Raw genomic sequence first — 21,125 nt, forward strand, 5'->3', positions numbered from 1 at the left:
GTGACCGCATGACCGCATGGACCCTGCAGCGCCGCCAGTTTGTGGCGGGCGCCGCCGCCCTGGCCGCAGCCGCCCTGGGTGGGTGCGACCGCGCTACGCCGCCGCTGGAGGGCGGCTTCACCGGCATCGACATGGCGCGTGGCCATCAGCTGCGTGACTGGCTCGCCACAGGCACCTGGCCCGAGCCAGCCGTCGTGCGGCGTGCGCAGGTCATCATTGCCGGCGGTGGTGTGGCCGGGCTGGCAGCGGCGCGTGCGCTGCGCCTGGCGGGGGTGCAGGACTTTGCGCTGCTGGAGCTGGAAGACACCCCGGGCGGCAACAGCCGGGGCACTACCGTCAAGGGCATGGCCTGCCCGCAGGGTGCGCACTACCTGCCCGTGCCCGGCGACGATGCGCGCGAGGTGCAGGACCTGCTCGAAGAACTGGGCCTGCGCCGCCGCGTGTCCGGGCGCTGGCAGTACGACGAACGCCACCTGTGCCACAGCCCGCAGGAGCGCCTGTACTTCGATGGCGAGTGGCAGGACGGTCTGCTGCCCGTGCAGGGTGTGGGCGAGGCCACGCTGGCGCAGTACCGCCGCTTTGCCCAGGCCGTGGACGCGCAGGCCCGCGCCGCCCGGTTTGCCATGCCCGCACTCAAGCTGTGGACCGCCAAGCGCCCACTGGCGCCCAGCCAGCAGGCGCTGGACGCGATGACGTTTGCCGCCTGGCTGGCGCAGGAAGGGCTGGACGATGCCCACCTGCGCTGGTACCTGGACTACTGCTGCCGCGACGACTACGGCGCCGGGGCCGACCGTGTCTCGGCCTGGGCGGGCATCCACTACTTTGCCAGCCGCCACGGTTTTCACGCGCCCGGCGAGGCTGTGGACGAAGCCCGCGAAAGCGTGCTCACCTGGCCCGAGGGCAATGGCTGGATCACCCGGCGTCTGGCCGAGCCGCTGGCCAACACGTCCCACGGCGGCGGCCAGCTGCGCACCGGCACCAGCGTGCTGCGCATCACCGAAGGCCGCCACGGCGTGGAGGTGGATGCGTTCAATCACGCCACCGACAGCGTGGAGCGCTGGCAGGCGCCACGCTGCATCGTGGCCCTGCCCGTCTTCGTGGCGGCGCGCGTGGTGCAGAACCCGCCTGCCTTCCTCACCGGGGCGGCCCAGCGTCTGTCGTGGGCGCCCTGGCTGGTGGCCAACATCCACATCCACAGCCCTCTCACCGACCGCCCCGGCGCTGCGCCGGCCTGGGACAACGTCCTGTATGCCGACCCCACGGCGGGGGGCCTGGGCTATGTGAACGCCGGCCACCAGCGCCTGGACACCCGCGCCACGCTGGCCGGCCCCACCGTGCTCACCTACTACCAGGCGCTGGGCGACCGGGCGGACGGCCGCCAGCAACTGGCCACCCAGCCCTGGCAGCACTGGGCCGAAGCCGCCCTGGCCGCTCTCGCCGTGCCCCACCCCGACCTGCGCCAGCGCGCCACGCGCGTGGACATCACCCGCTACGGGCACGCCATGTCCATCCCCACACCGGGTTTGCAGCAGTTTTTGAGCCAAATCGGCCTGGAGCGCAAGTCTTTCATGCCCAAGGTGCTATCAAATGGTGAGCGTGCCGCCTGGCTGCCCACGCCCACCACCGCACGGCTGGCGTTTGCGCATGCCGACTGGTCGGGGTATTCGGTGTTTGAAGAAGCCTTCACGCGCGGGCACGGCGCAGGGCTGGTGGCCGCCGCCGGTTGATTCCTTGGTGCGGAGGATCCCTAGCCGCGCTGCCCGTCCCACCACAGCCCCAGGCACAGCGCGACGCCCACGGCGTACAGCAGCCAGGTGGCCGAGACCACGTAGGGATAAAACATCAACGCCACGCCCCACCAGCGGGTGCGCGGCTGCTGCGCACGCTTGCCGTGCCAGTACGCCGCCATGCCGATCAGGCCAAACAGGATTGCGCCCACGATGTAGGCCGGGCTGGGCAGCTCCAGGCCGAGGGATTGCAATGCAGAGAGGGTTTCCATGGCGGGGGCGCAGGCTGTGCGGGTGGTGTGAGGTGGGTGTGACTTCTGCCAGCGGAAAAAGGTCCCTGGTGTGTGCCCGATTCGGCGTTGCCTGGTGGGGGGCGTTGGAGAACGGCCTTTCATGGCGGTGTCACAGGGCGGCGGCATCGTTCACGGTTTTGGCTCTTTTCACCTTGACCACCATGTCCCGACTGTCCCTGATTGCCGCCTGCGCAGCGCTGCTGTGCGCTGCTGCCACCCCCGCCATCGCCCAGCAGGCCTACCCGGCCACCCTGGCCGGCCACGCCGTGCTGCCCGCCCTCACCGTGATTGCCGCGCCCAAGGACGCGCCGCAAGACCTGCAGGTGGCTGGCAAGTTCACCACCCCCCGCCGCGTGGACGCCGTGGGCAGCGTGATGGGCCAGTCGGGCGGCCGCGACACAGGCGTGTCGCTGCCCTTCCAGGGCCAGCCCCTCCAGGGCCACTCGGGCATCAAGCGCATGGCCGACGGCTCGTTCTGGATCCTGACCGACAACGGCGCGGGCTCCAAGGCCAACTCGCCCGACTTCATGCTGCACCTGAGCCACTACACCGTGGACTTCAAGAGCGGCCAGTTCAACCGCCTCAAGACTGTTTTCCTGCACGACCCCGACAAGAAGGTGCCGTTTCGGATCACCCACGAAGGCACCGACAAGCGCTACCTGACGGGCGCCGACTTCGACCCCGAGAGCTTCCAGTTCGCCGGTGGCGCACTGTGGATCGGCGAAGAGTTTGGCCCCTTCCTCATCAAGGCCGACCTGAACGGAAAGGTGCTGGCCGTGTTCGAGACGCAGGTGGACGGCAAGGTCGTGCGCTCGCCCGATGCGCCCGGTGTGCTGATGCCCGGTGCCCCCGACGCCAAGCCCACGCCGTTTGAAGTCAAGCGCTCCAAGGGCTACGAAGGCATGGCCTCCAGCAAGGACGGCAGCAAGCTCTATGCACTGCTCGAAGGCGCGCTGTGGAACGACAGCGCGAAGGCGTACGAAAACGTGGGCGGCAAGCAGTACCTGCGTGTGCTCGAATTTGACGTGAAAACCGAGCAATGGACCGGCCGCCACTGGAAGTACGTGCTGGAGGCCAACCACCACGCGATTGGCGACTTCAACATGATCGACGGCACGACCGGTTTGATCATCGAGCGCGACAACGGCGAAGGCACGGCCGACAAGGCCTGCCCCGAAGGCACCAAGCGCACGGACTGCTTCCACGACCTCGCCAAGTTCAAGCGCGTCTACAAGGTGGAGATGAGCGACGCCAACGTGGGCGGCGAGATCCGCAAAGTGGGCTACATCGACCTCATGAACATCCAGGACCCCAAGCGCCTGGCGCGCAAGCCGCTGAACAGCGGTGTGCTCACCTTCCCGTTCTTCACCATCGAGAACGTGGACATCGTGGACAGTACGCACATCGTGGTGGGCAACGACAACAACCTGCCGTTCAGCAGCAGCCGCGACCCCAACAAGGCGGATGACAACGAGCTGGTGCTGCTGGAGGTGGGCGGGCTACTGCAAGCCAAGTAACCCGGCGCCAGCGCGTGGTGGGGGCCGGGTGGCAGAATTCCCGGTTCCCCTTCCAACGCTCCACAAGCCGCGCCACCATGTTCACAGGCATCGTCCAAGCCACGGCAGGCATTGCCGCCATCCACGACCGCGCAGGGCTGCGCACCTTCACGCTCGATTTCCCTGAGGGCTTCTGCCAGGACCTGACCATTGGCGCCAGCGTGGCCACCGATGGCGTGTGCCTCACGGTCACCGAGATCCTGTCGCCCACGCAGGCCAACTTCGATGTGATGCTGCAGAGCCTGAACATCACCACGCTGGGCAGCTACGGCCAGGGCGACCGCGTGAACGTGGAGCGCGCGGCCAAGGACGGCGCCGAGATTGGCGGCCATCCGCTGTCGGGCCATGTGGACTTCACCGGCACGCTCATCGAGCGGCGCGAGTTTGACAACAACCTGGTGTGGCGCGTGGCCGTGCCCGAGGCGTTTCGCCGCTACATCTTCGCCAAGGGCTACATCGCCATCCACGGCGCCAGCCTCACGGTGGCCGAGGTGAACCGGCAAGAGGGCTGGTTCGAGATCTGGATGATCCCCGAGACCCGCCGCGCCACGGTGTTTGAGGCCAAGAAGGTGGGCGACCGCCTGAATATCGAGATCGAGCGCAGCACCCAGGTGGTGGTGGACACCGTGCGCGAGGCCGTGCAGGAGAGCCTGGGCCGCCTGCAGCCCGTGCTGGAGGCGCTGCTGAAAGAAAAGGGCCTGTCGCTGGACGACTTTGTGCAGGCCCCCGTGCTGCCGCACTGACCCAGCGAAGTTCCCCCATGTCCGTGGTGGTGCGCCCGCTGGCGCTGAGCGATCTGGCCGACCTGCTGGCCGTGCAACTGGCCTGTTATGGCGAAGGGTTTGTGGAGAGCGGCGAGGTGTTTGCCCGCCGCCTCGCCAGCCCCGCCAATTGTTCGCTGGTGCTGGAGCAGGGCGGCACGGTGTGTGCCTACCTGGCGGCCTACCGCAGCGTGCGCGGCAAGGTCACCCCGCTGCATGGCGACTTTGAAGCCACTGCCCAGCCCGACACGCTGTACCTGCACGACATGGCCGTGCTGCCTGCCCATGCGGGGCAAGGCCTGGCCCATGCGTTGCTGCAGCCCCTGTGGGCGCAGGCCCGCGCAGAAGGGCTGCGGCACAGTGGGCTGGTCTCGGTGCAGGGCTCGCAGGCCTACTGGCAGCGGCAGGGCTATGCGCTGTACCCCTTGCAGGACGCCACCCAGCAGGCCCGCTTGGCCAGCTACGGCGAAGGCGCGGTGTACATGGCGCGAGCGCTGTAGACCTTGTAGGCGCAGTGTCACCCGCCCTCGTCATAATGCCCGCCATGCCCCACCGCTGGAAACCCAACGTCACCGTGGCCGCCCTCATCGAGCGCGACGGCCGCTTTCTGCTGGTCGAGGAAGAAACCACCGACGGCCTCAAGCTCAACAACCCTGCCGGCCACCTGGACCCGGGCGAGTCGCCCATCCAGGCCTGCGCGCGCGAGGTGCTGGAAGAAACCGCCCACGACTTCGAGCCCACAGCGTTGATTGGCGTGTACCTCAACCGCTTCACCAAGACGCGCACGGGGGACGACATCACCTACATGCGTTTTGCGTTTGCGGGCACGCTGGGCACGCACCATGACTGGCGCACGCTCGACACTGGCATCGTGCGCACGCTGTGGCTCACGGCCGACGAGATCCGTGCCTGCCCCGAGCGCCACCGCAGCCCGCTGCTGCTGCGCGGCCTGGAGGACTACCTGGCGGGCCAGCGCTTTCCGCTGACGCTGGTGCACACCGATATCTCGGTGACCGAGCCGGACGGCGTGACCGCGCGATAAGCCTTGGTGCCGCACGGGGCGGCGCACCGCACCCGTGTGAACAGGCGCTAGTTCGCCTTGGCCTTCCAGGCAGCGCCCTGCTGGCGCACCAGGTCCAGCAGGTTGCCCATCACCACGTTCATGTCGATCAGGTGCAGGCCCCAGTCGTCCAGAGTGCGGTCATTGACCACAATATTGCCCGGCACATCGCTGGGCAGGCTGCCACGCCCATTGCTGTCCAGGCCCAGCGCCAGGTAGTGTGCGGGGTCGTCCTTCACACAGCTTGCACGCATCAGGCCCGGCAGGCTCACAAACGGGGTGCTCACGCCCTCCAGACCCTGGGCCCATTGCGCACGCAACACGGGCTGCCCCAGCAGGTTGGCCTCGCGGGCCAGCATGCTGCGCAGCGGCTGGCCGCTCAGGCGGACCGGGTCGGTGCAGGCTACCTCTGCGCCCGCCGCATTGCTGCGGCCAAAGCGGGAGTTTGCGGGCGGCGGCGATGTTTCGCGGAACGTGGCGTAGGTCACCACACACCCGGTTTGCGCGCCGGTACGGCACAGGGGCAGCGTGGGCAGCGATCCTCCGGTGTCCGCACCCGCAGGGACCATCACGTTGAAGCCGATCAGCAGGGCCGACACCAGGCGCTGCTGCACCGGCTGGCCGTCCACATCGCGCTTGAGCAACTCCAGCAGCATGCGGCTGCCCTGGGAATGCCCCACCAGCACCACGCCCCGGCCCTTGTTGTCATTGGCCAGATAGTGCCGCCACGCGGCACGCACGTCCTCGATGGCCATCTCCGGGTTCACGCCCGCCGTGTTGCCCGACATGGCCGCGCGCAGCCCCGCCAGCGTGATCTGCCGGTACATGGGTGCAAACGGTCGGCACACCGAGGCAAAGGGGGCAAACTGCTGCGCCACCGCCCGCTGCTCACCCGGGCCAGGTTGCAGCGTGCTGTGCGGGTTGGGGTCCTGCGAGATCGTGGGGTACACGTAAAAGCAGTCGATGGGCGCATCGGCCTGCGGCTTGATCACCTGCACCGTGCGTTGGCCGTCGGCGGCTAGCGTGGTGACCGTCTGGTCGGTGCTGCACAGGTCGGCGCGGCCGGGGCGGCACAGCCAGGTATCCGGCGCGTCGTAGTTGGCGGCGGCGGCAGCGGGCTGGGCCAGCGCGGGGGCGACCGCAAAGGCACCGAGCAAAACGGTCAAAAGGGAGGAAATGCGGGCATGCATCGACAGGACTCCTGGGAGGTTTGCCACAGTGTTGCGCACCCGGCGCGGCGGCGGGTGTCGGCTGTGTGACGGCCTCCGGGAAAACGAGGATGGCGGGCGGGCGCCACTGCCCCCGCTGCCGCAGCTCCTGCGCCCACTCCCATCAGTCCGCCGTCAGCTTGCGTTCCTTGATGATGGTGGCCCACTGGGTCGATTCCTTCTTCATGAAGGCCGTCAGCTCGGCGCGTGTGGTGGGCTGCGGCGTGAGGCCGTGCTTGTTCAGCGCCTCTTTCACGCCCGGGTCGTTCAGTACCTTCACGATCTCCTGGTTCCAGCGGTCCAGCAGCGGTGCGGGCGTTTTGCCCGGCGCCACAAAGGCGTACCAGTTGAGCGCCTCAAAGCCCGGATAGCCCGACTCCGCCACGGTAGGGATGTTGGGCAGGTAGGCCGGACGCGTGAGGCCGGTGGTGGCCAGCGGTATGAGTTTGCCCGTCTCCACATGCGGCAGCGCAGTGGGGGGCGCGGCAAAGTACGAGGTCACGCGCTCGCCCAGCAGGTCCTGCAGCGCGGGGGCGCCGCCCTTGTAGGGCACATGCGTCATGTCGATGCCGGCGCGCTGGTTGAACAGTTCACCCGCCAGGTGCGATGCCGAGCCCGCGCCGGTGGAGGCAAAGTCCACGCTGCCGGGCTTCTTCTTGGACAGCTGCACAAACTCGGCCAGCGTCTTCACGCCCGCGCCCTTGTGCACCACCAGCACGTTCGGAAAGTTCACCCCGCCCGACACGGCGGCCAGATCCTTGAAGGGGTCGTAGGCCACCTTCATCAGGTGCGGGGCAATGGTGAGCGGTCCCACCGACCCGAGCAGCAGCACCGAGCCATCGGCGGGCGCATTGGCCACAAACTGGTGCGCGATGTTGCCGCCTGCGCCACCCTTGTTGTCCACCACCACCGACTGGCCGATGTTCTCGCCCAGCTTCTTGGCGATGAGCCGTGCCGCCGCATCGGCCGCGCCGCCTGCGGCAAAGCCCACGACCAGCGTGACGGGTTTCTTGGGCGGGAAATCCTGCGCGTGGGCTGCGCCGGACAGTGTCGCGGCAGCGGTGGCAAGTGCCAGCGCGCTCATCAAGAGGGTGCGTTTTTTCATGGGGGTCTCCTTCATCGTGGATGCTGTGGTGATCGTGGGGTCAGTCCGCGCCTAAACCGATGGGGTTGGGCTGTCGCTTCTCCACCGCATGGCGCAGCAGCGAGGCGGTGCGGAAGATGCCGTGCGCAAACTTGCCGTAGGGCATGGTGGCGAACAGCGCCATCACCGCGCCCAGGTGCAGGCACAGCAGCAGCGGCAGGCCTGCGGTGCCACGCGCGGCCCACAAGGCCAGGCCGCTGGTGGCGGTGAGGAACAGCAGGGCGATGAAGGCGCGGTCCATGGGCTTTTGCGCGGCATCGCCGTGTTGCGGGTGGCGGCGCAGGTTCAGCCGCCAGAGGCCGGCCGTGCCAATCGCCAGGCTGATGCCGCCCAGCCCGCCCAGCAGCTTGGGCAGACTGGGCAGGTCGTACGGTGCAGGCAAGGCCAGCAGGTAGTGGTACAGCGTCGCCACGCTGGTGGCCGCAAAACACAGCATGAAGCCGTAGAACGTGAGGTGGTGCATGCGCCTGCGCGACAAGGTGTAGGCATCGTCCTCGTTGTGGCAGCCATCGCCATGGCCGCCGTCCAGGTACTTGAGGCGCAGCACGGCATCGGTGGCCTCGGCCGTGGCGGGCGCGCTCAGCGGCGCGCCGCTGGTGGCGGGCGTCACGTCGCGCCAGAAGCGGCGCACGCCCAGGCCCAGCGCCAGCACGGCGAACAGGAACACGGGCGCAAACAGACCCACCAGCAGGTTGTGCGGGAAGATGCCGTAGAAGCCGCCCACAGGGGCCCGCCACAGCGCGGCGATGCCCTGGCCATGCAGCACCACGGCCAGCAGCAGGAACAGCGTGAGCCCGGCCACCAGCGCCAGGGCCAGGGTCAAGCCGTTGCGCTGGTACAGCTGGCCCAGCGCAGGCGGCCAGGCGTAGTCGGCATAGGTCTGGCCGCGCACCTGGGCCATGGCCTGCGGAATGTTCACCGCAAACTCATGCGGTGGCGCGTACTGGCAGGCGTGCAGGCAGGCGCCGCAGTTGTGGCACAGGTTGGCGATGAAGTGGATGTCGGCCTTGCCAAATTCCAGCCGCCGCGTCATGGCGGGGAACACGGCGCAAAAACCTTCGCAATAGCGGCAGGCGTTGCAGATCTGCAGCTGGCGCGCCACCTCGGTTTCGGGGGCTGACAGCACAATGCCGCCATTCGCCAGCGCCCGGGCGTCGCGCGTCAGGGCCTCAAGCGTTTGCATGGTTTGCTCCTTGTTTTGTAGCGTTTGAAGCAGGTTCGACTAGCGCTACCGGCCGTTTGGAGGCCAAAGCCGCCTGTGTGCCCGCAATGCGGCCAAACGCGGTGCCAATGCTCATGCCCACGCCGGCGGTGTAGCCCTTGCCCAGCACGTTGCCGGCCATCATTTCGCCGGCCACAAACAGGTTGGGGCTGGGCTGGTTGTTAAAGCGTACGGCCGCCGTGTCGTCGGTGTGCAGGCCGAGGTAGGTGAAGGTGACGCCAGGCTTGAGCGCGTAGCCGTAGAACGGGCCGGTGTCGATGGGCCGCGCCCAGTGCGTTTTGGCGGGCGCGACGCCTTCGGTGTGGCAGTCGTCCAGCGTGGTGTGGTCGAACTGGCCCACGCGGCAGGCGGCGTTGTAGGTATCGAGCGTGCGCATGAAGGTGTCCACGGGCAGGCCGAGCTTTTGCGCCAGCTCGGGCAAGGTGTCTGCCTTCACGCCCGGGAACACGGGCGGCATGAAGCGGCCAATGGCCTTGCTGTCGATGATGGAGTAGCCGATCTGCCCCGGCTGCTGCGCCACCAGGCGGCCCCAGATGGCATAGCGCTTGGGCCAGAAGTCCTCGCCCTCGTCGTAAAAACGCTCGCCGTTGCGGTTGACCACCACGCCCAGCGACACGCAGTCGATGCGCGTGCAGATGCCGCCGTCGTACAGCGGCGCGCGCGCGTCGATGGCCACCATGTGCGCCTGCGTGGGGTCGCCGATGCGGTCGGCGCCGTGGTCTTCGAGCAGGTGCTTGAGCAGCACCCCCTTGTTGTAGGCCGTGCCACGGATCAGGAAGTTGTCGGCCGGCCACTCGCCACGCTCGTTCTGGCCCCAGGCCTCGCGCAGCCATTCGCGGTTCGATTCAAAGCCGCCTGCGGCCAGCACGCAGCTCTCGGCGGCAATGCGCTCGCCGTTGGCCAGGTGGGCGGCGACGAAGCGGGGGCCCTCCATCTCGATGCGCTCCACGGGCGCTTCGTAGCGGATCTGCACGCCCAGCTGCTCCGCGCTGCGGTAGTACGCATTGACCAGCGCCTTGCCGCCGCCCATGAAGAACGCGTTGGTGCGCGCAACATGCAGCGTGCCCGCCAGCGCGGGCTGGAAGTGCACGCCGTGGCGGCGCATCCAGGGCCGGCAGGTGCTCGACGCGCGGATCACCAGGCGCGCCAGGTGTTCGTTGGTGAGGCCGCCCGTCACCTTGAGCAGGTCCTGCCAGAATTCTTCCTCGGGGTAGGCATCGACCAGCACGTCCTGCGGCGCATCGTGCATGCAGCGCAGGTTGCGCGTGTGGGCCGAGTTGCCGCCGCGCCAGGCGCGCGGGGCGGATTCGAGCAGCAGCACGCTGGCGCCTGCCTCGCGCGCCATCAGGGCCGCGCACAGGGCGGCGTTGCCGCCGCCGATGACGAGCACATCAATGCTGGGCGGCGCGTGGACCGATGGAGTGGGATGGAGGGGCACCGGGAGCTTTCGTTCATGGGTTTGGACACCACTGTAGGAATTTCGCCCCGGCGTGGGCAGGCCCGAATGCGCAAGGGGCCATCACGGATCGTGATGGCTTGGCGCCGTGTTGAACGGGTACTACAGGGGGCGCGCGAGCGTGGCGCCTGTCCACGCGCCCGACTGCACCAAAGTGCGTGTGCAATCCGCCAGAACCACGCGTGTGGCCAGCGCGGCAGGTGAAAGCTCGTCGTCGGACAGGCTGCACAGTGCGGCAGGCCGGCTTGCGGGCGCGTCAGCCAGTTCGGCGAGGCCAAAGCGCGTAGCGGCGTCGGGATAGCGCCCCACGGCCGCCCAAGGTTGCAAGGTGCTGCCCAGACCCTCGTTCACGGCGTCCATCAGCATGGCCAGCGAATCGATCTCCATCGCCACGTGAGGTGCCACCTTGGCCGTGGCAAAGGCGGCATCGATGCGGCTACGCAGTCCGTGGGGGCCCGTGGGCAGAATCAGCGGCTCGTCCTTCAGCTTGGCCAGGTGCAGGCGCCGGGGTAGCCGCGCAGGCAAGCTGCTGGTGCTGCGATGGGCGCTGCGGATGAGGAACAGGCGCTCCTCCAGCAGCGGCAGCACGCTCCAGCGGCGGGCGGGCTGGGTGTCGAACAGCACGGCCAGATCCAGCTGGCGGGCGTTGAGCATGTTGGAGAGGTGGCCCGACAGGCTTTCGACCATGTGCAGCCGCACATCCGGGTAGCGTTCGCGCATCGCCCGCATCAGCGGTAAGCCCAGAACCGATGCGGTGGTGGGCGCCAGGCCAACGGTCACGGTGCCCGAAAGACGGGCTTGCCGCGCCACGCGCGCTGCCTGGTCGGCATGGCGCAGGGTGAGTTGCGCCTCGCGGAAAAAGGCCAGCCCGGCCTCGGTGGGCACGGTGCCCTTGCTGGTGCGCTGCAGCAACCGGGTGCTCAGCTCGCCTTCCAGCCGGCTGATCTGCTGGCTCAGGGCGGACTGAACCATCTCCAAGTCGAGCGCGGCCCGGCCCATGGAGCCAAGCTCGACCACGCGGACAAAGTAACGAAGCTGACGCAACTCCATGGGGCGATGGTCGCACAGTCCCACCAGTACCGGTGCGATTGCGCCCGGTGGTTCGCGTCAGAAGGTATGCACAACGCCTGCGGAAATGCCTGTGGCGGTCGCTTTGTTGGCTGCACCCTGGAAGCCGTCGCGCCAGCGGGTGTTGTCCAGCTCGGCATACACCTTGGTGCGGCGCGATAGCTTGTACTCGGCAAACGCCACCAGGCGGCCGTAGCCGTCGTCGGCCGCGCCGGTGCGTGAGCGGTCCACCTTGTAGTAGGCCGCTGTGAGGTCCACCCACGGGGTGGCCGCCCAGGTGCCGCCGGCTGACAGCACGCGCTGCACGGTGAAGCGGTTGGCGGCGGTCTCGGCCTTGTTGCGGCCTGCATTGGCGGCCAGGCGCACACTGCCCCACTGGTAGGCGGCGCCCAGCGTGGTGCCGTCCAGTGAGCGCTTGTTGGTGTCGTTGAAGCTCTGGTAGGCGCCGGATACCACGAAGCCATCCGCAGCCCAGGCCAGGCCCACGCCGCGTGATGACAGTGCCGAGGCCTGCGATGCGACTTCGCCAATGCCCCACATGGCGCGTGCCGTGAAGCCGCCGAAGCGGCCCGTGTACTTGAGCGAATTGTCCAGCCGGTACGAGCCCGAGTTGGCGCCTGCGCTGCCGTATTCGATGCCCAGGCCATGCTGGCTCAGCGCCGTCACGCCGATGTTGGGGTTGAAGCTGGCAAAGCGCATGGCCAGCGGGTCCACGGGCGAGATGGCGTCGGCCAGCGTTGTGGTCTGGCGGCCCAGAGCCAGCGTGCCCCAGCCGCCCTGCAGGCCCACCCAGGATGCGCGGTCGAAGTATTTGGTGGCGTTGGCTGGTGCACCCGTGTCGGCGTTGAGGCCGCTCTCCAGGTTGAACAGCGCCTTGGCGCCGCCGCCCAGGTCTTCACTGCCCCGCAGGCCCCAGCGGCTGGTGGTGTGGATGCCACTGCCCAGGCTGCGGCTGGAGCCGGCCGTGGGCGCGTTGGATGCGGTGAGGCCGCTGCCGTTGCGCAGGCCCAGGTCCACCACGCCGTACAGCGTCACATCAGTGCCTTGTGCCATCGCGCCGTGGCCGATCAATGCAGCGCAGGCCGCTGCCATCCTTGTTCTCATCTGTGTCTCCTCTTGTTGAAATGTGGGCGTGCCGCGCAGGGGCGGTGGCGCCCGTCTGCCTCCCCGAGCCGTCTTCGCAGGGGCTCAATCGGGTGTGAGCTGGGCCTTGACCACCACACCCTTCCACTTGGCGAGTTCCTGCTTCACCGTCAGAGCCAGTTGCTCGGGCGTGCTGGTGTCCACCACCGCGCCTTGCTCCTCGATGCGGCGCACCACGTCCTTGTCGGCCAGTGCGGTGTTGAGGGTCTTGTTGAGCAGGTCGATCACCGGGCGGGGCGTCTTGCCGGGTGCGAACAGGGCGTACCACTGGGTGATCTCCACACCCTTGATACCCGCCTCCTCCAGCGTGGGCACATCGGGCAGCAGCGACGAGCGCTTGGGCCCGGCCAGCGCCAGGGCGCGCAGCTTGCCGCTCTTGACGTGGGGGTAGGCCGAGAACAGGCTGGGGAACATCACCTGCGTCTGCCCGGCCATGGTGTCGTTCATGGCGGGGGCTGCGCCCCGGTAGGGCACATGGGCCATCTGGGCGCCACTTTCGAGCTTGAAGATTTCCGCCGAGAAGTGTGGGGCCGTGCCGTTGCCGGCCGATGCGTAGTTGAAGTCGTGGGGTTTGGCCTTGCTCAGCGCCACCAGTTCGCTCACCGTCTTGGCCGGCACCTTGGGGTTCACCACCATCAGCGTGGGCGAGTAGCTCACCATGCCTATGGGCTCGAACTGCGTGATGGGGTCGTAGCGCAGCTTCTGCAGCGCGGGGCTCATGCCGTGGGTGCCGATGTAGCCGAACAAAATGGTGTGCCCGTCGGGTGCCGCACGGGCCACGTATTCGGCCGCAATGGCGCCATTGGCCCCGGCCTTGTTTTCCACAATGACCTGCTGGCCCAGCAGGGTGGAGAGCTTGATCGCCACCACGCGTGCCATGCCGTCGTTGCCGCCACCCGCGGCGGTGGGTACGACCAGGGTGATGGGTTTGTCGGGGTAGGCGGCGTGGGCGGTGCCGGCGGCCCAGAAGGCGCTGGACGCGAGCGCTAGCGCAGCCGTGGCCAGCGCCGTACGGCGCGTGGTGGAGTGAATGGAACGGGTCATGGTTTGTCTCCTGTCGTAATGGTTGAAATCGTTGGAAGGGCGCTGCGCAAGCGGCGCCCTGAAGAGCGCTCAGTGCGTGGGGGCGGTTTCGGGAACGAACAGCGTGCCTTCCAGGATCTTTCGGGCGGTGCGTACCAGCGCGGCCTGCATCAGCTTGAACTGGCCATCCACCTCGCTGAGTTCCACCTCCACCTGGATGCGGCCTGCCGGGTGCTGCACTTCCACGCGGCGCAGCCCGGCGGCGGGTGCATGCCGGTCGTCGGTGGCCACGGTGCCCGGCAGTACCGAGGCCGCAGCCACGCCAATCGCGCCCGTGACGGCATGCGAGCGGTGGCACTGGTGGGGGGTGAAGTAGCGCGACACCACGCTGCCCGGTTGCGCACCCGGTGACACGATCACCGGCTTGGGCAGCACGCTGTGTGTCACATCGCCCATGCCCATGCGCTGGCCTGCTTCGAGGCGCAGGGCCTCGATGCGGGTGAGCAAGGCGGTGCTGGCGTCCAGCTCGGCAGGTGTCTCGTCGCCGCGCAGGCCCAGGTCGGCGGCGCGCAATAGCACCATCACCTGCGCCGCGTCGATGCAGGTGACCTGCAGGCCCTGAATGGTGTCGATGCGCTGGCCGGTGGGAAAGATCTGCCCGGTGACGGCGCCCCAGGCGTCCAGGAAGTTCATCAGCACGGGGGCTGCCGTGCCCTGCACGCCGTCGATGCGCACATCGCCGTCGTAGTGCACCTGGCCGCCCGCCGTGCACACCTGCACGTCGATGCGGGAGTGGGTGTTGACGTTGTAGACCCGCACGGTGGTGGTCTGGCCTTCGCGGTCTGCGGGGACCAGCCCCTGCTCGATGGCAAAGGGCCCCACACCGGCCAGCATATTGCCGCAGTTGGGGCGTGTGTCCACGCGGGCCTCCTGCACGCTGACCTGGGCAAACAGGTAGTCCACATCGCAGTCGGGCTGCGTGGAGCGCGAGACGATGGCGACCTTGCTGGTCAGCGAGTTGCCTCCGCCCAGGCCGTCGATCTGCAGCTCATGGGGCGATCCCAGGGCTGCAATCAGCGTGCGGTCGCGGGCTTCGGGGTCGCGCGGCAGCCAGTCGGCCAGGAAGAACGGCCCCCGGGAAGTGCCGCCACGCATCAGAACGCAAGGAATGTTGGTGCTCATGGGTCGGCATGGTGCGACGCCCACGATGATCTGTGAATTGCATTGTTGGCAACGATTGATGCATGCTGTGCAATAGGCTGTAGTGGCTTGTACATGCTCCAATCACGGCCGTGAATTGCAATGTTCTGATCGTTTGATGCACGGCTTGCAACGCTGCAAACACCCCGAATCGCACATTGAGGACGCCCGATGAACAACAAGTTCGACCTTGCCGACATCCAGGCCTTTGCTGCCGTGGCCGAGCTGCAGAGCTTTCGTGCCGCTGCCGAGGCCATCCACCTGTCGCAGCCGGCGTTCAGCCGTCGCATCGACAAGCTGGAAGAAGCGCTGGGTGTGCGCCTGCTTGACCGCACCACGCGCCGCGTCACGCTCACGGCCGTGGGCCGCGACTTTGCACGCAAGACCCGCGTGTGGCTGGACGATCTGGACGGCATGCTCATGGGCCTGGGCGACGTGGCCGCACGCCGCATGGGCGAGGTCACGATTGCCTGCGTGCCATCGGCCGTGTATTACTTTCTGCCGCAGGTGGTCAAGCGTTACCACGAGCGGTTCCCGAAAATCCGCGTCAAGGTGCACGACGCCAGCGCCAACGAGGTGCTGGTGGCCGTGGCGCAGGGCGATGCGGACTTCGGCCTGAACTTCATCGGCAGCCAGGAGGCCGAGATCGAGTTCAAACCCGTGCTGGCCGAGCGTTTTGTGGCCGCCTGCCGGCGCGACCATGTGCTGGCGCGCCGCAAGAAGGTGACCTGGGCCGAGCTGGGCCAGCACGACTTCATGTCGGTGGGCAAGACCTCGGGCAACCGCCTGCTCATGGACCTGGCGCTGGCCAATGTGCCCGACCGCCCCCAGTGCCTGTACGAGGCCAAGCATGTGACCACGCTGCTCGGCCTGGTGGAGGCGGGCCTGGGCGTGGCGGCCGTGCCCAGCCTGGCCATGCCGGGCAAGGACCACCCCACGCTGGTCAGCATTCCGCTGGTGGAGCCCATCGTCACGCGGCAGATGGGGCTGATCAAGCGCCGAGGCAAAACCCTGTCGCCTGCCGCGCAGCAGCTGTATGACCTGCTGGTGGCTACGCGTTCTGCGCGCCCGCGCAGTGCTCCGGCGGCATCAAAAATACAATCGGGGCAATGACTTCCCCTACCAAACAGCGCGTTGTCGTCGGCCTTTCCGGCGGCGTGGACTCGGCCGTGACCGCCTACCTGCTCAAAAAGCAGGGCCATGAGGTGGTCGGCATCTTCATGAAAAACTGGGAAGACGATGACGACAGCGAGTACTGCTCGTCCAACATCGACTTCGTGGATGCAGCCGCTGTGGCCGATGTGATCGGCATCGAGATCGAGCATGTGAACTTCGCGGCCGACTACAAGGACCGGGTGTTTGCCGAGTTCCTGCGCGAGTACCAGGCCGGCCGCACTCCCAACCCCGATGTGCTGTGCAACGCCGAGATCAAGTTCAAGGCCTTCCTGGACCACGCGATGCGCCTGGGTGCCGAAAAGATCGCCACCGGCCACTATGCCCGCGTGCGGCACAACCTGGCCACGGGCCTGCACGAACTGCTCAAGGGCCTGGACCCGAGCAAGGACCAGAGCTACTTTCTGCACCGCCTGAACCAGGCGCAGCTGTCCAAGACCCTGTTCCCCGTGGGCGAGTTGCACAAGACCGAGGTGCGCCGCATTGCCGAGGAGATCGGCCTGCCCAATGCCAAGAAGAAGGATTCCACCGGCATCTGCTTCATCGGTGAGCGGCCGTTCCGCGAGTTTCTCAACCGCTACATCAGCCATGCGCCCGGGCCCATTCTGGACGACCGGGGACGCAAGCTGGGCCAGCATGTGGGCCTGAGTTTCTACACGCTGGGCCAGCGCCAGGGCCTGGGCATTGGGGGCGTGAAGGAAAAAGGCGCCCAGCGCGGTGGCGGCGCGCACGAGCCCTGGTTCGTGGCCCGCAAGGACCTGGAAAAGAACACGCTGCGGGTGGTGCAGGGGCACGATCACCCTTGGCTGCTGTCGCATCGCCTGCAGGCGCAGGACGTGAGCTGGTGCGCTGGCCATGCACCTGCGCCCGGCGCGTACGCTGCCAAGACACGCTACCGCCAGCAGGACGCCGCTTGCGCGCTGGAGGCCGTGCCTGATGGCTTTGCGCTGCAGTTCCCAGAGGCCCAATGGGCCGTGACGCCTGGGCAGAGTGCGGTGCTGTACGACGGTGAGGTGTGCCTGGGGGGCGGCGTGATTGCAGCGGTGGAAGGGTTGCCGCAGCAAACCAGCGGTGCGCCAGCCGTTCAGACGGCCGCTGCACGTTGATTGCTAGAAAATTGATAGCTATCAGGGTATTCAAATCAAGCGCTAGCGCCTGATTTCTTTTCAGATTCCTCCTGAAAATGCAAAAAAGCCGGAGCGGTGGTCGCTCCGGCTTTTTGGTGTCGGGGAGTGCCTCGGCGTGTCAGTCGTCGTTCGTGGCCAGGCTGATCAGGATGCGCAGCACATACCAGAGCATGAGCGCAATCGACGCAAACAGGTGCAGCGCCGCACCAGCGGGGCGGTCAGCGGGGTAGTCGTGGATGATGCGCGAGGTGTCGTACAGCACACAGGCGCCCGCAAACAGCACCATGAGCCCTGAGAACCAGATGCCCAGCTTGAAGCCGAAGATGGCGCCCGCGATGATGGTGCCCAGTGCCACCAGGCCCGCCACCTTCAGGATGCCGCCCAGGAACGAAAAATCGGTCTTGCTGCTGAACGCCGTCCAGGTGAGCGCCGCCACCAGCAGCAGCGTGATGAAGGCGGCAGCGCCAATGGCGCCGGGCACCAGCAGCTGGGCAATGCCGAACATGGGGGCAAAGATCAGCCCTTCCGCCAGCACGTAGAGCCCCAGGCCCATCAGCTGCGTCTGGGGGTTGTCGGAGTTGTCTGCCAGGTGCGACGCGAGCCAGCCCACCAGCATGAAGGCGCCCATGACCCCCAGCCAGAGGAACTTGTTGCCGCTGGCCATGAGCATCTTGGCCGCGGCGGTGGAAAGTCCGCTCACCATCAGCACCGCCGACAGCACGACAAAGGCCAGAATGGCCACGCCCAGGTGCTTGTAGGTGGAGACGATGAAATCGCGCCGCTCCATCGGAGCGCCCGCAGGGGTTTGTGGCGAAAGTGCGTTGGGGTTCATGGTGTGGTCCTCCGTAGTGAGCGCGCCCCGGGCGCTGCTCCTCCCTCCCTCTCTCTTTTTATGGGGTGTGGCCGTCAGGCGGCGGCCAGCTGCTGTGCTTCGTCGGCCGCACGCAGCTTGCGGTTGGACCAAACGCCTGCCGCACCTACCAGCGTGAGCAAAATGGCAAAGATCCAGGTGCCCGCACCGCTGAAGGACTGCGCGGAGGAGGTGGCTTCGGACTGCAGCCGCTGCTTGGTGGTTTCATAGCTGATGACGGCTGCGCCACCCGCCGAGACTTCATAGACCAAGTCGCTGTCGCTGCTGTCTACCAAGGCGGTAACTTTTTCGTCGATCAGGTTGCCCACCAGTTGCTGCGGCGTGCTGTAGTCGATGCGCAACTTGCGTACCTCGGCACCTGCGGTGTCGGGCTGGACCGTGATCTCGTAGTACTTCTTGGTGGTGCGACGCTTGCGCTTGACGGTCACTTCGGAGGCTTGCGTCACGGCGCCGGTCACGGTTTGCAGGCTCTCGCGTGCAGCGTAAGCGTGGTCGCCTTCCGCTTTCCAGCCGCTGTACACCGTCAGGCCAATCAGGCCGGGCCCAGCCAGCAGCAGGAGCCACGCGTAGCCGGTGACAAATATCAAAATCTTGCGGACGAACCCTGGCATCGCAACCCTCTCTCTTTTCAGTCGGAATAGTGATTTTTGGTAACTGCTTGCCGCCGGGCTTTGCGCCTCTTTGACGAGCAAGGCCGCGATGATCTTTGATATTTCCGTATCGGATGTAAGGAATTGTTGTTTCGTCGCGGCGATGCCGAACTGGACAAAACTGAGAAGCAGCGGGCCTGCGTGCCGTTGTACAAGGCACGCACTAGAAGCCGCAGGGGCGCCGTAGCTTTCGGGTTTGCGGCACCACTTCTTGTTGCGAGTTGCTACGTTTTGACGCCGCCAGGGCACATCTCCTGGAGGTCTGGACGTGCCTTGTCCGCAGGCGAAAAAAATGGCCCGCACCTTGCGGCGCGGGCCATTGATTGAATTCGGAGCCGGAAGGCGTTAGAACGGAATGTCGTCATCCATGTCGTCAAAGCCGGAGGCCGCGCGCGGTGCCTGTGCCACGGGAGCGGGTGCAGGGCGCTGTGCGGGCGCAGCCATAGGGCGCGGCGGTGGGGCGGCGCGGCGCGGGGCCTGGTCGTAGCCACCCTGGTCGCCACCGTAACCGTCGTCGTATCCACCGCCTTGCTGTCCGCCACCGCCCATGCCTTGGCGGCTGCCCAGCATCTGCATCTGGTCGGCGCGGATCTCGGTGCTGTACTTTTCAACGCCGCTCTGGTCGGTCCACTTGCGGGTGCGCAAGCTGCCTTCCACATACACCTGCGAGCCTTTGCGCAGGTACTGGCCGGCGATTTCGGCGAGGCGGCCATTGAAGACCACGCGGTGCCACTCGGTGGCTTCCTTCATTTCGCCAGACTGCTTGTCTTTCCACTTGTCGGTGGTGGCAATCGTCACGTTGGCCACCTGGTCGCCACTGGGGAAGGTGCGCATTTCAGGGTCGCGGCCCAGGTTGCCGACGATGATGACTTTGTTTACGGATGCCATGGTGCTGTCTTTGCCTTTAAGGGATAAAAGCGCCGGATTTGGAGAGAGATTCCAGGCGCCAAACGCGCCATTGTGCCGCAACCGGGGGGCAATGGAACCCCGGGCGGCGTGGCACGGCCTGTCGCTCAGTGCCCGCCGCGCCCCACGGGCCGCAGCGGCCAGGTCAGCACCAGCCACAGGGCCGTGAGCGCCGTGGTCACGGCAAACAGGCCCGGAGCGCCGGCCCATTTCACCAGCGCGCCGCCCAGCGCGCCGCCCGCAAACAGGCCCAGCGACTGCAGGGTGTTGTAGCTGCCCAGCGCGGCGCCGCGCAGCTGGGCTGGCGCCATGCGCGATACCAGGCTGGGCTGGCTGGCCTCCAGCGCATTGAATCCGCAGAAAAAGACGAACAGCAACGGCCCCAGCATCCACAGCGTGGCAGGCACACCGCTGGCCGCAAGCAGGCCAAGCCCGGCCTGCACCACCAGCACCAGGGCAATGGCTCCGAGCAGGGCGGCGCGCAGTTTGCCCACACGCTCCAGCGCAAACAGCCCGCCCATGGCGGCAAACGACAGCACCACGGCGGGCAGGTACACCTGCCAGTGGTGGTCCTTGGTGAGGCCCGCCTGTACCAGCATCGCAGGCACGGCAACCCACATGGACAGTTGCACGGTGTGCAGCACAAACACACCCAGGTTCAGGCGCAGCAGATCGGGGTGGGCCCACACATCGGCCAGGCGGCCCCGGGATGCGTTGTGGTGCAGCGCAGGTTCGGGCGGCACCCACCACACCACCACGGCCACACCGGCCAGTGCCAGAGCACAGGTCAGGCCAAACAGCCCAGCCAGACCGATGTGAGCGGTGAGCACCGGGGCTGCCACCAGCGCCACTGCAAACATCAGCCCAATGCTGCCACCCACCAGCGCCATGGCCTTGGTGCGCACGGCGTCGCGTGTCTGGTCGGCCAGCAGCGCGGTCACGGCGGCCGACACGGCCCCCGCACCTTGCAGTGCCCGGCCCAGCAGCAGTCCGGTCAGAGAATCCGCCAGCGCGGCCAGCAGACTGCCAGCCGCGAACACGAGCAGGCCGAGCACGATGACGCGCTTGCGCCCGAACCGGTCGGACGCCATGCCCAGAGGCAGCTGCAACACCGCCTGCGTGAGTCCGTAGATACCCATGGCCAGACCCACCAGTGCAGGGTCGTCGCCACCGGGGTACTTGCGTGCCTCCAGGGCAAACACGGGCAGCACCAGGAACAGCCCCAGCATGCGCAGCGCAAAGATCAGTGCCAGGCTGACGCTGGAGCGGCGCTCCAGGGGGGTCATCTGGCTACTGGGTGTGGGGTGCCGGGAGGCGGCGGTGGCTGACAAGGAAGGAGAATCCGGCACGGTGGTGCGCTAAGGCCCGAAGAAGCAAAACCGGGATTTTCGCCGATTGGACGCGTGCCTGCTCAGAGGGATGCAAACCGATAGCGCGAAGGTTGGGCTCCACCTTGCCTTTGTTTCGTTCTCTCCGCAGGTCGCAAGCCAGCTCGGGGCATGGCCTCACTGGCCGGTGGGTCGGTCATGAAGAGCGT

Annotated in this window: 20 protein-coding genes; 7 read left to right on the forward strand and 13 right to left on the reverse strand. The window is 67.2% G+C overall.

Annotated elements, in window-relative coordinates:
* Nucleotides 1-8 precede the first annotated feature (8 nt).
* Nucleotides 9-1,727: an NAD(P)-binding protein gene (locus tag AC1Q64_RS15240; RefSeq protein WP_492251917.1), complete on the forward strand. Its 1,719-nt coding sequence runs from the start codon at nt 9-11 to the stop codon at nt 1,725-1,727.
* A gap of 20 nt (nt 1,728-1,747) precedes the next feature.
* Here the strand turns inward: AC1Q64_RS15240 and AC1Q64_RS15245 are convergent, their stop codons facing one another.
* Nucleotides 1,748-1,999, reverse strand: a complete 252-nt coding sequence (locus AC1Q64_RS15245; protein WP_056742705.1) for a hypothetical protein — start codon at nt 1,997-1,999, stop codon at nt 1,748-1,750.
* Nucleotides 2,000-2,181: 182 nt separating this feature from the next.
* On the opposite strand from AC1Q64_RS15245, the gene AC1Q64_RS15250 reads away from it, so the two are divergent.
* The 4 genes from AC1Q64_RS15250 (at nt 2,182) to AC1Q64_RS15265 (ending at nt 5,379) form a co-directional block, all read left to right on the forward strand.
* Entirely contained in the window at nt 2,182-3,537 is a 1,356-nt protein-coding gene (locus AC1Q64_RS15250; RefSeq protein ID WP_492251918.1) for an esterase-like activity of phytase family protein, read from the forward strand.
* Nucleotides 3,538-3,614: 77 nt separating this feature from the next.
* The gene (locus AC1Q64_RS15255) at nt 3,615-4,319 is read left to right on the forward strand and encodes a riboflavin synthase subunit alpha (RefSeq protein ID WP_492251919.1); all 705 of its coding nucleotides are present in this window, start codon (nt 3,615-3,617) and stop codon (nt 4,317-4,319) included.
* Nucleotides 4,320-4,336: 17 nt separating this feature from the next.
* The gene (locus AC1Q64_RS15260; RefSeq protein WP_492251920.1) at nt 4,337-4,837 is read left to right on the forward strand and encodes a GNAT family N-acetyltransferase; all 501 of its coding nucleotides are present in this window, start codon (nt 4,337-4,339) and stop codon (nt 4,835-4,837) included.
* Between the two features lie 44 nt (nt 4,838-4,881).
* Nucleotides 4,882-5,379, forward strand: coding sequence for an NUDIX hydrolase (locus AC1Q64_RS15265; RefSeq protein WP_056743200.1), 498 nt, complete (start codon nt 4,882-4,884; stop codon nt 5,377-5,379).
* 47 nt (nt 5,380-5,426) lie between these two features.
* Here AC1Q64_RS15265 and AC1Q64_RS15270 read toward each other — a convergent pair whose 3' ends face one another.
* The 8 genes from AC1Q64_RS15270 to AC1Q64_RS15305 form a co-directional block, all read right to left on the reverse strand.
* Nucleotides 5,427-6,563 carry a DUF3089 domain-containing protein gene (locus tag AC1Q64_RS15270; protein WP_492251921.1) on the reverse strand — a complete coding sequence of 379 codons (1,137 nt, stop codon included), beginning with the start codon at nt 6,561-6,563 and terminating at the stop codon, nt 5,427-5,429.
* A 166-nt stretch (nt 6,564-6,729) separates the two neighbouring features.
* Nucleotides 6,730-7,710, reverse strand: a complete 981-nt coding sequence (locus AC1Q64_RS15275; RefSeq protein WP_488839466.1) for a Bug family tripartite tricarboxylate transporter substrate binding protein — start codon at nt 7,708-7,710, stop codon at nt 6,730-6,732.
* A gap of 40 nt (nt 7,711-7,750) precedes the next feature.
* The gene (tcuB, locus tag AC1Q64_RS15280; RefSeq protein ID WP_492251922.1) at nt 7,751-8,932 is read right to left on the reverse strand and encodes a tricarballylate utilization 4Fe-4S protein TcuB; all 1,182 of its coding nucleotides are present in this window, start codon (nt 8,930-8,932) and stop codon (nt 7,751-7,753) included.
* Entirely contained in the window at nt 8,919-10,409 is a 1,491-nt protein-coding gene (tcuA, locus tag AC1Q64_RS15285) for an FAD-dependent tricarballylate dehydrogenase TcuA (protein ID WP_492251923.1), read from the reverse strand. The genes tcuB and tcuA overlap by 14 nt, the downstream gene beginning before the upstream one ends.
* Nucleotides 10,410-10,529: 120 nt before the next feature.
* Nucleotides 10,530-11,477, reverse strand: a complete 948-nt coding sequence (locus AC1Q64_RS15290; protein ID WP_492251924.1) for a LysR family transcriptional regulator — start codon at nt 11,475-11,477, stop codon at nt 10,530-10,532.
* Between the two features lie 57 nt (nt 11,478-11,534).
* Complete coding sequence (locus AC1Q64_RS15295) at nt 11,535-12,599, reverse strand: porin (protein WP_492251925.1); 1,065 nt, start codon at nt 12,597-12,599, stop codon at nt 11,535-11,537.
* Nucleotides 12,600-12,683: 84 nt separating this feature from the next.
* Complete coding sequence (locus AC1Q64_RS15300) at nt 12,684-13,682, reverse strand: Bug family tripartite tricarboxylate transporter substrate binding protein (RefSeq protein WP_291434373.1); 999 nt, start codon at nt 13,680-13,682, stop codon at nt 12,684-12,686.
* Nucleotides 13,683-13,751: 69 nt separating this feature from the next.
* Nucleotides 13,752-14,843, reverse strand: a complete 1,092-nt coding sequence (locus AC1Q64_RS15305) for a 4-oxalomesaconate tautomerase (protein WP_492251926.1) — start codon at nt 14,841-14,843, stop codon at nt 13,752-13,754.
* Between the two features lie 189 nt (nt 14,844-15,032).
* Between AC1Q64_RS15305 and AC1Q64_RS15310 the strand changes: the two genes are divergently transcribed.
* Nucleotides 15,033-15,974 (forward strand): LysR family transcriptional regulator, encoded by a 942-nt coding sequence (locus tag AC1Q64_RS15310; protein ID WP_108499773.1) that lies wholly within the window; start codon nt 15,033-15,035, stop codon nt 15,972-15,974.
* On the forward strand, nt 15,971-17,140 hold the full coding sequence (gene mnmA, locus AC1Q64_RS15315; protein ID WP_291434378.1) for a tRNA 2-thiouridine(34) synthase MnmA: 1,170 nt from the start codon (nt 15,971-15,973) through the stop codon (nt 17,138-17,140). Before AC1Q64_RS15310 ends, mnmA begins: the two co-directional genes overlap by 4 nt.
* Before the next feature lie 139 nt (nt 17,141-17,279).
* On the opposite strand, the gene AC1Q64_RS15320 is transcribed toward mnmA, so the two are convergent.
* The 4 genes from AC1Q64_RS15320 to AC1Q64_RS15335 all read right to left on the reverse strand — a co-directional run bounded on the left by AC1Q64_RS15320 (nt 17,280) and on the right by AC1Q64_RS15335 (nt 20,874).
* Nucleotides 17,280-17,993, reverse strand: a complete 714-nt coding sequence (locus tag AC1Q64_RS15320; protein ID WP_492251927.1) for a Bax inhibitor-1/YccA family protein — start codon at nt 17,991-17,993, stop codon at nt 17,280-17,282.
* A gap of 74 nt (nt 17,994-18,067) precedes the next feature.
* Nucleotides 18,068-18,643: a hypothetical protein gene (locus AC1Q64_RS15325; protein WP_492251928.1), complete on the reverse strand. Its 576-nt coding sequence runs from the start codon at nt 18,641-18,643 to the stop codon at nt 18,068-18,070.
* Nucleotides 18,644-19,027: 384 nt separating this feature from the next.
* Nucleotides 19,028-19,570, reverse strand: a complete 543-nt coding sequence (gene ssb / locus AC1Q64_RS15330) for a single-stranded DNA-binding protein (protein ID WP_492251929.1) — start codon at nt 19,568-19,570, stop codon at nt 19,028-19,030.
* 125 nt (nt 19,571-19,695) lie between these two features.
* Nucleotides 19,696-20,874 (reverse strand): MFS transporter, encoded by a 1,179-nt coding sequence (locus tag AC1Q64_RS15335; protein WP_492251930.1) that lies wholly within the window; start codon nt 20,872-20,874, stop codon nt 19,696-19,698.
* Between the last annotated feature and the right edge of the window lie 251 nt (nt 20,875-21,125).

This window comes from Acidovorax sp. GW835-FHT14G06 (genome assembly GCF_058793595.1).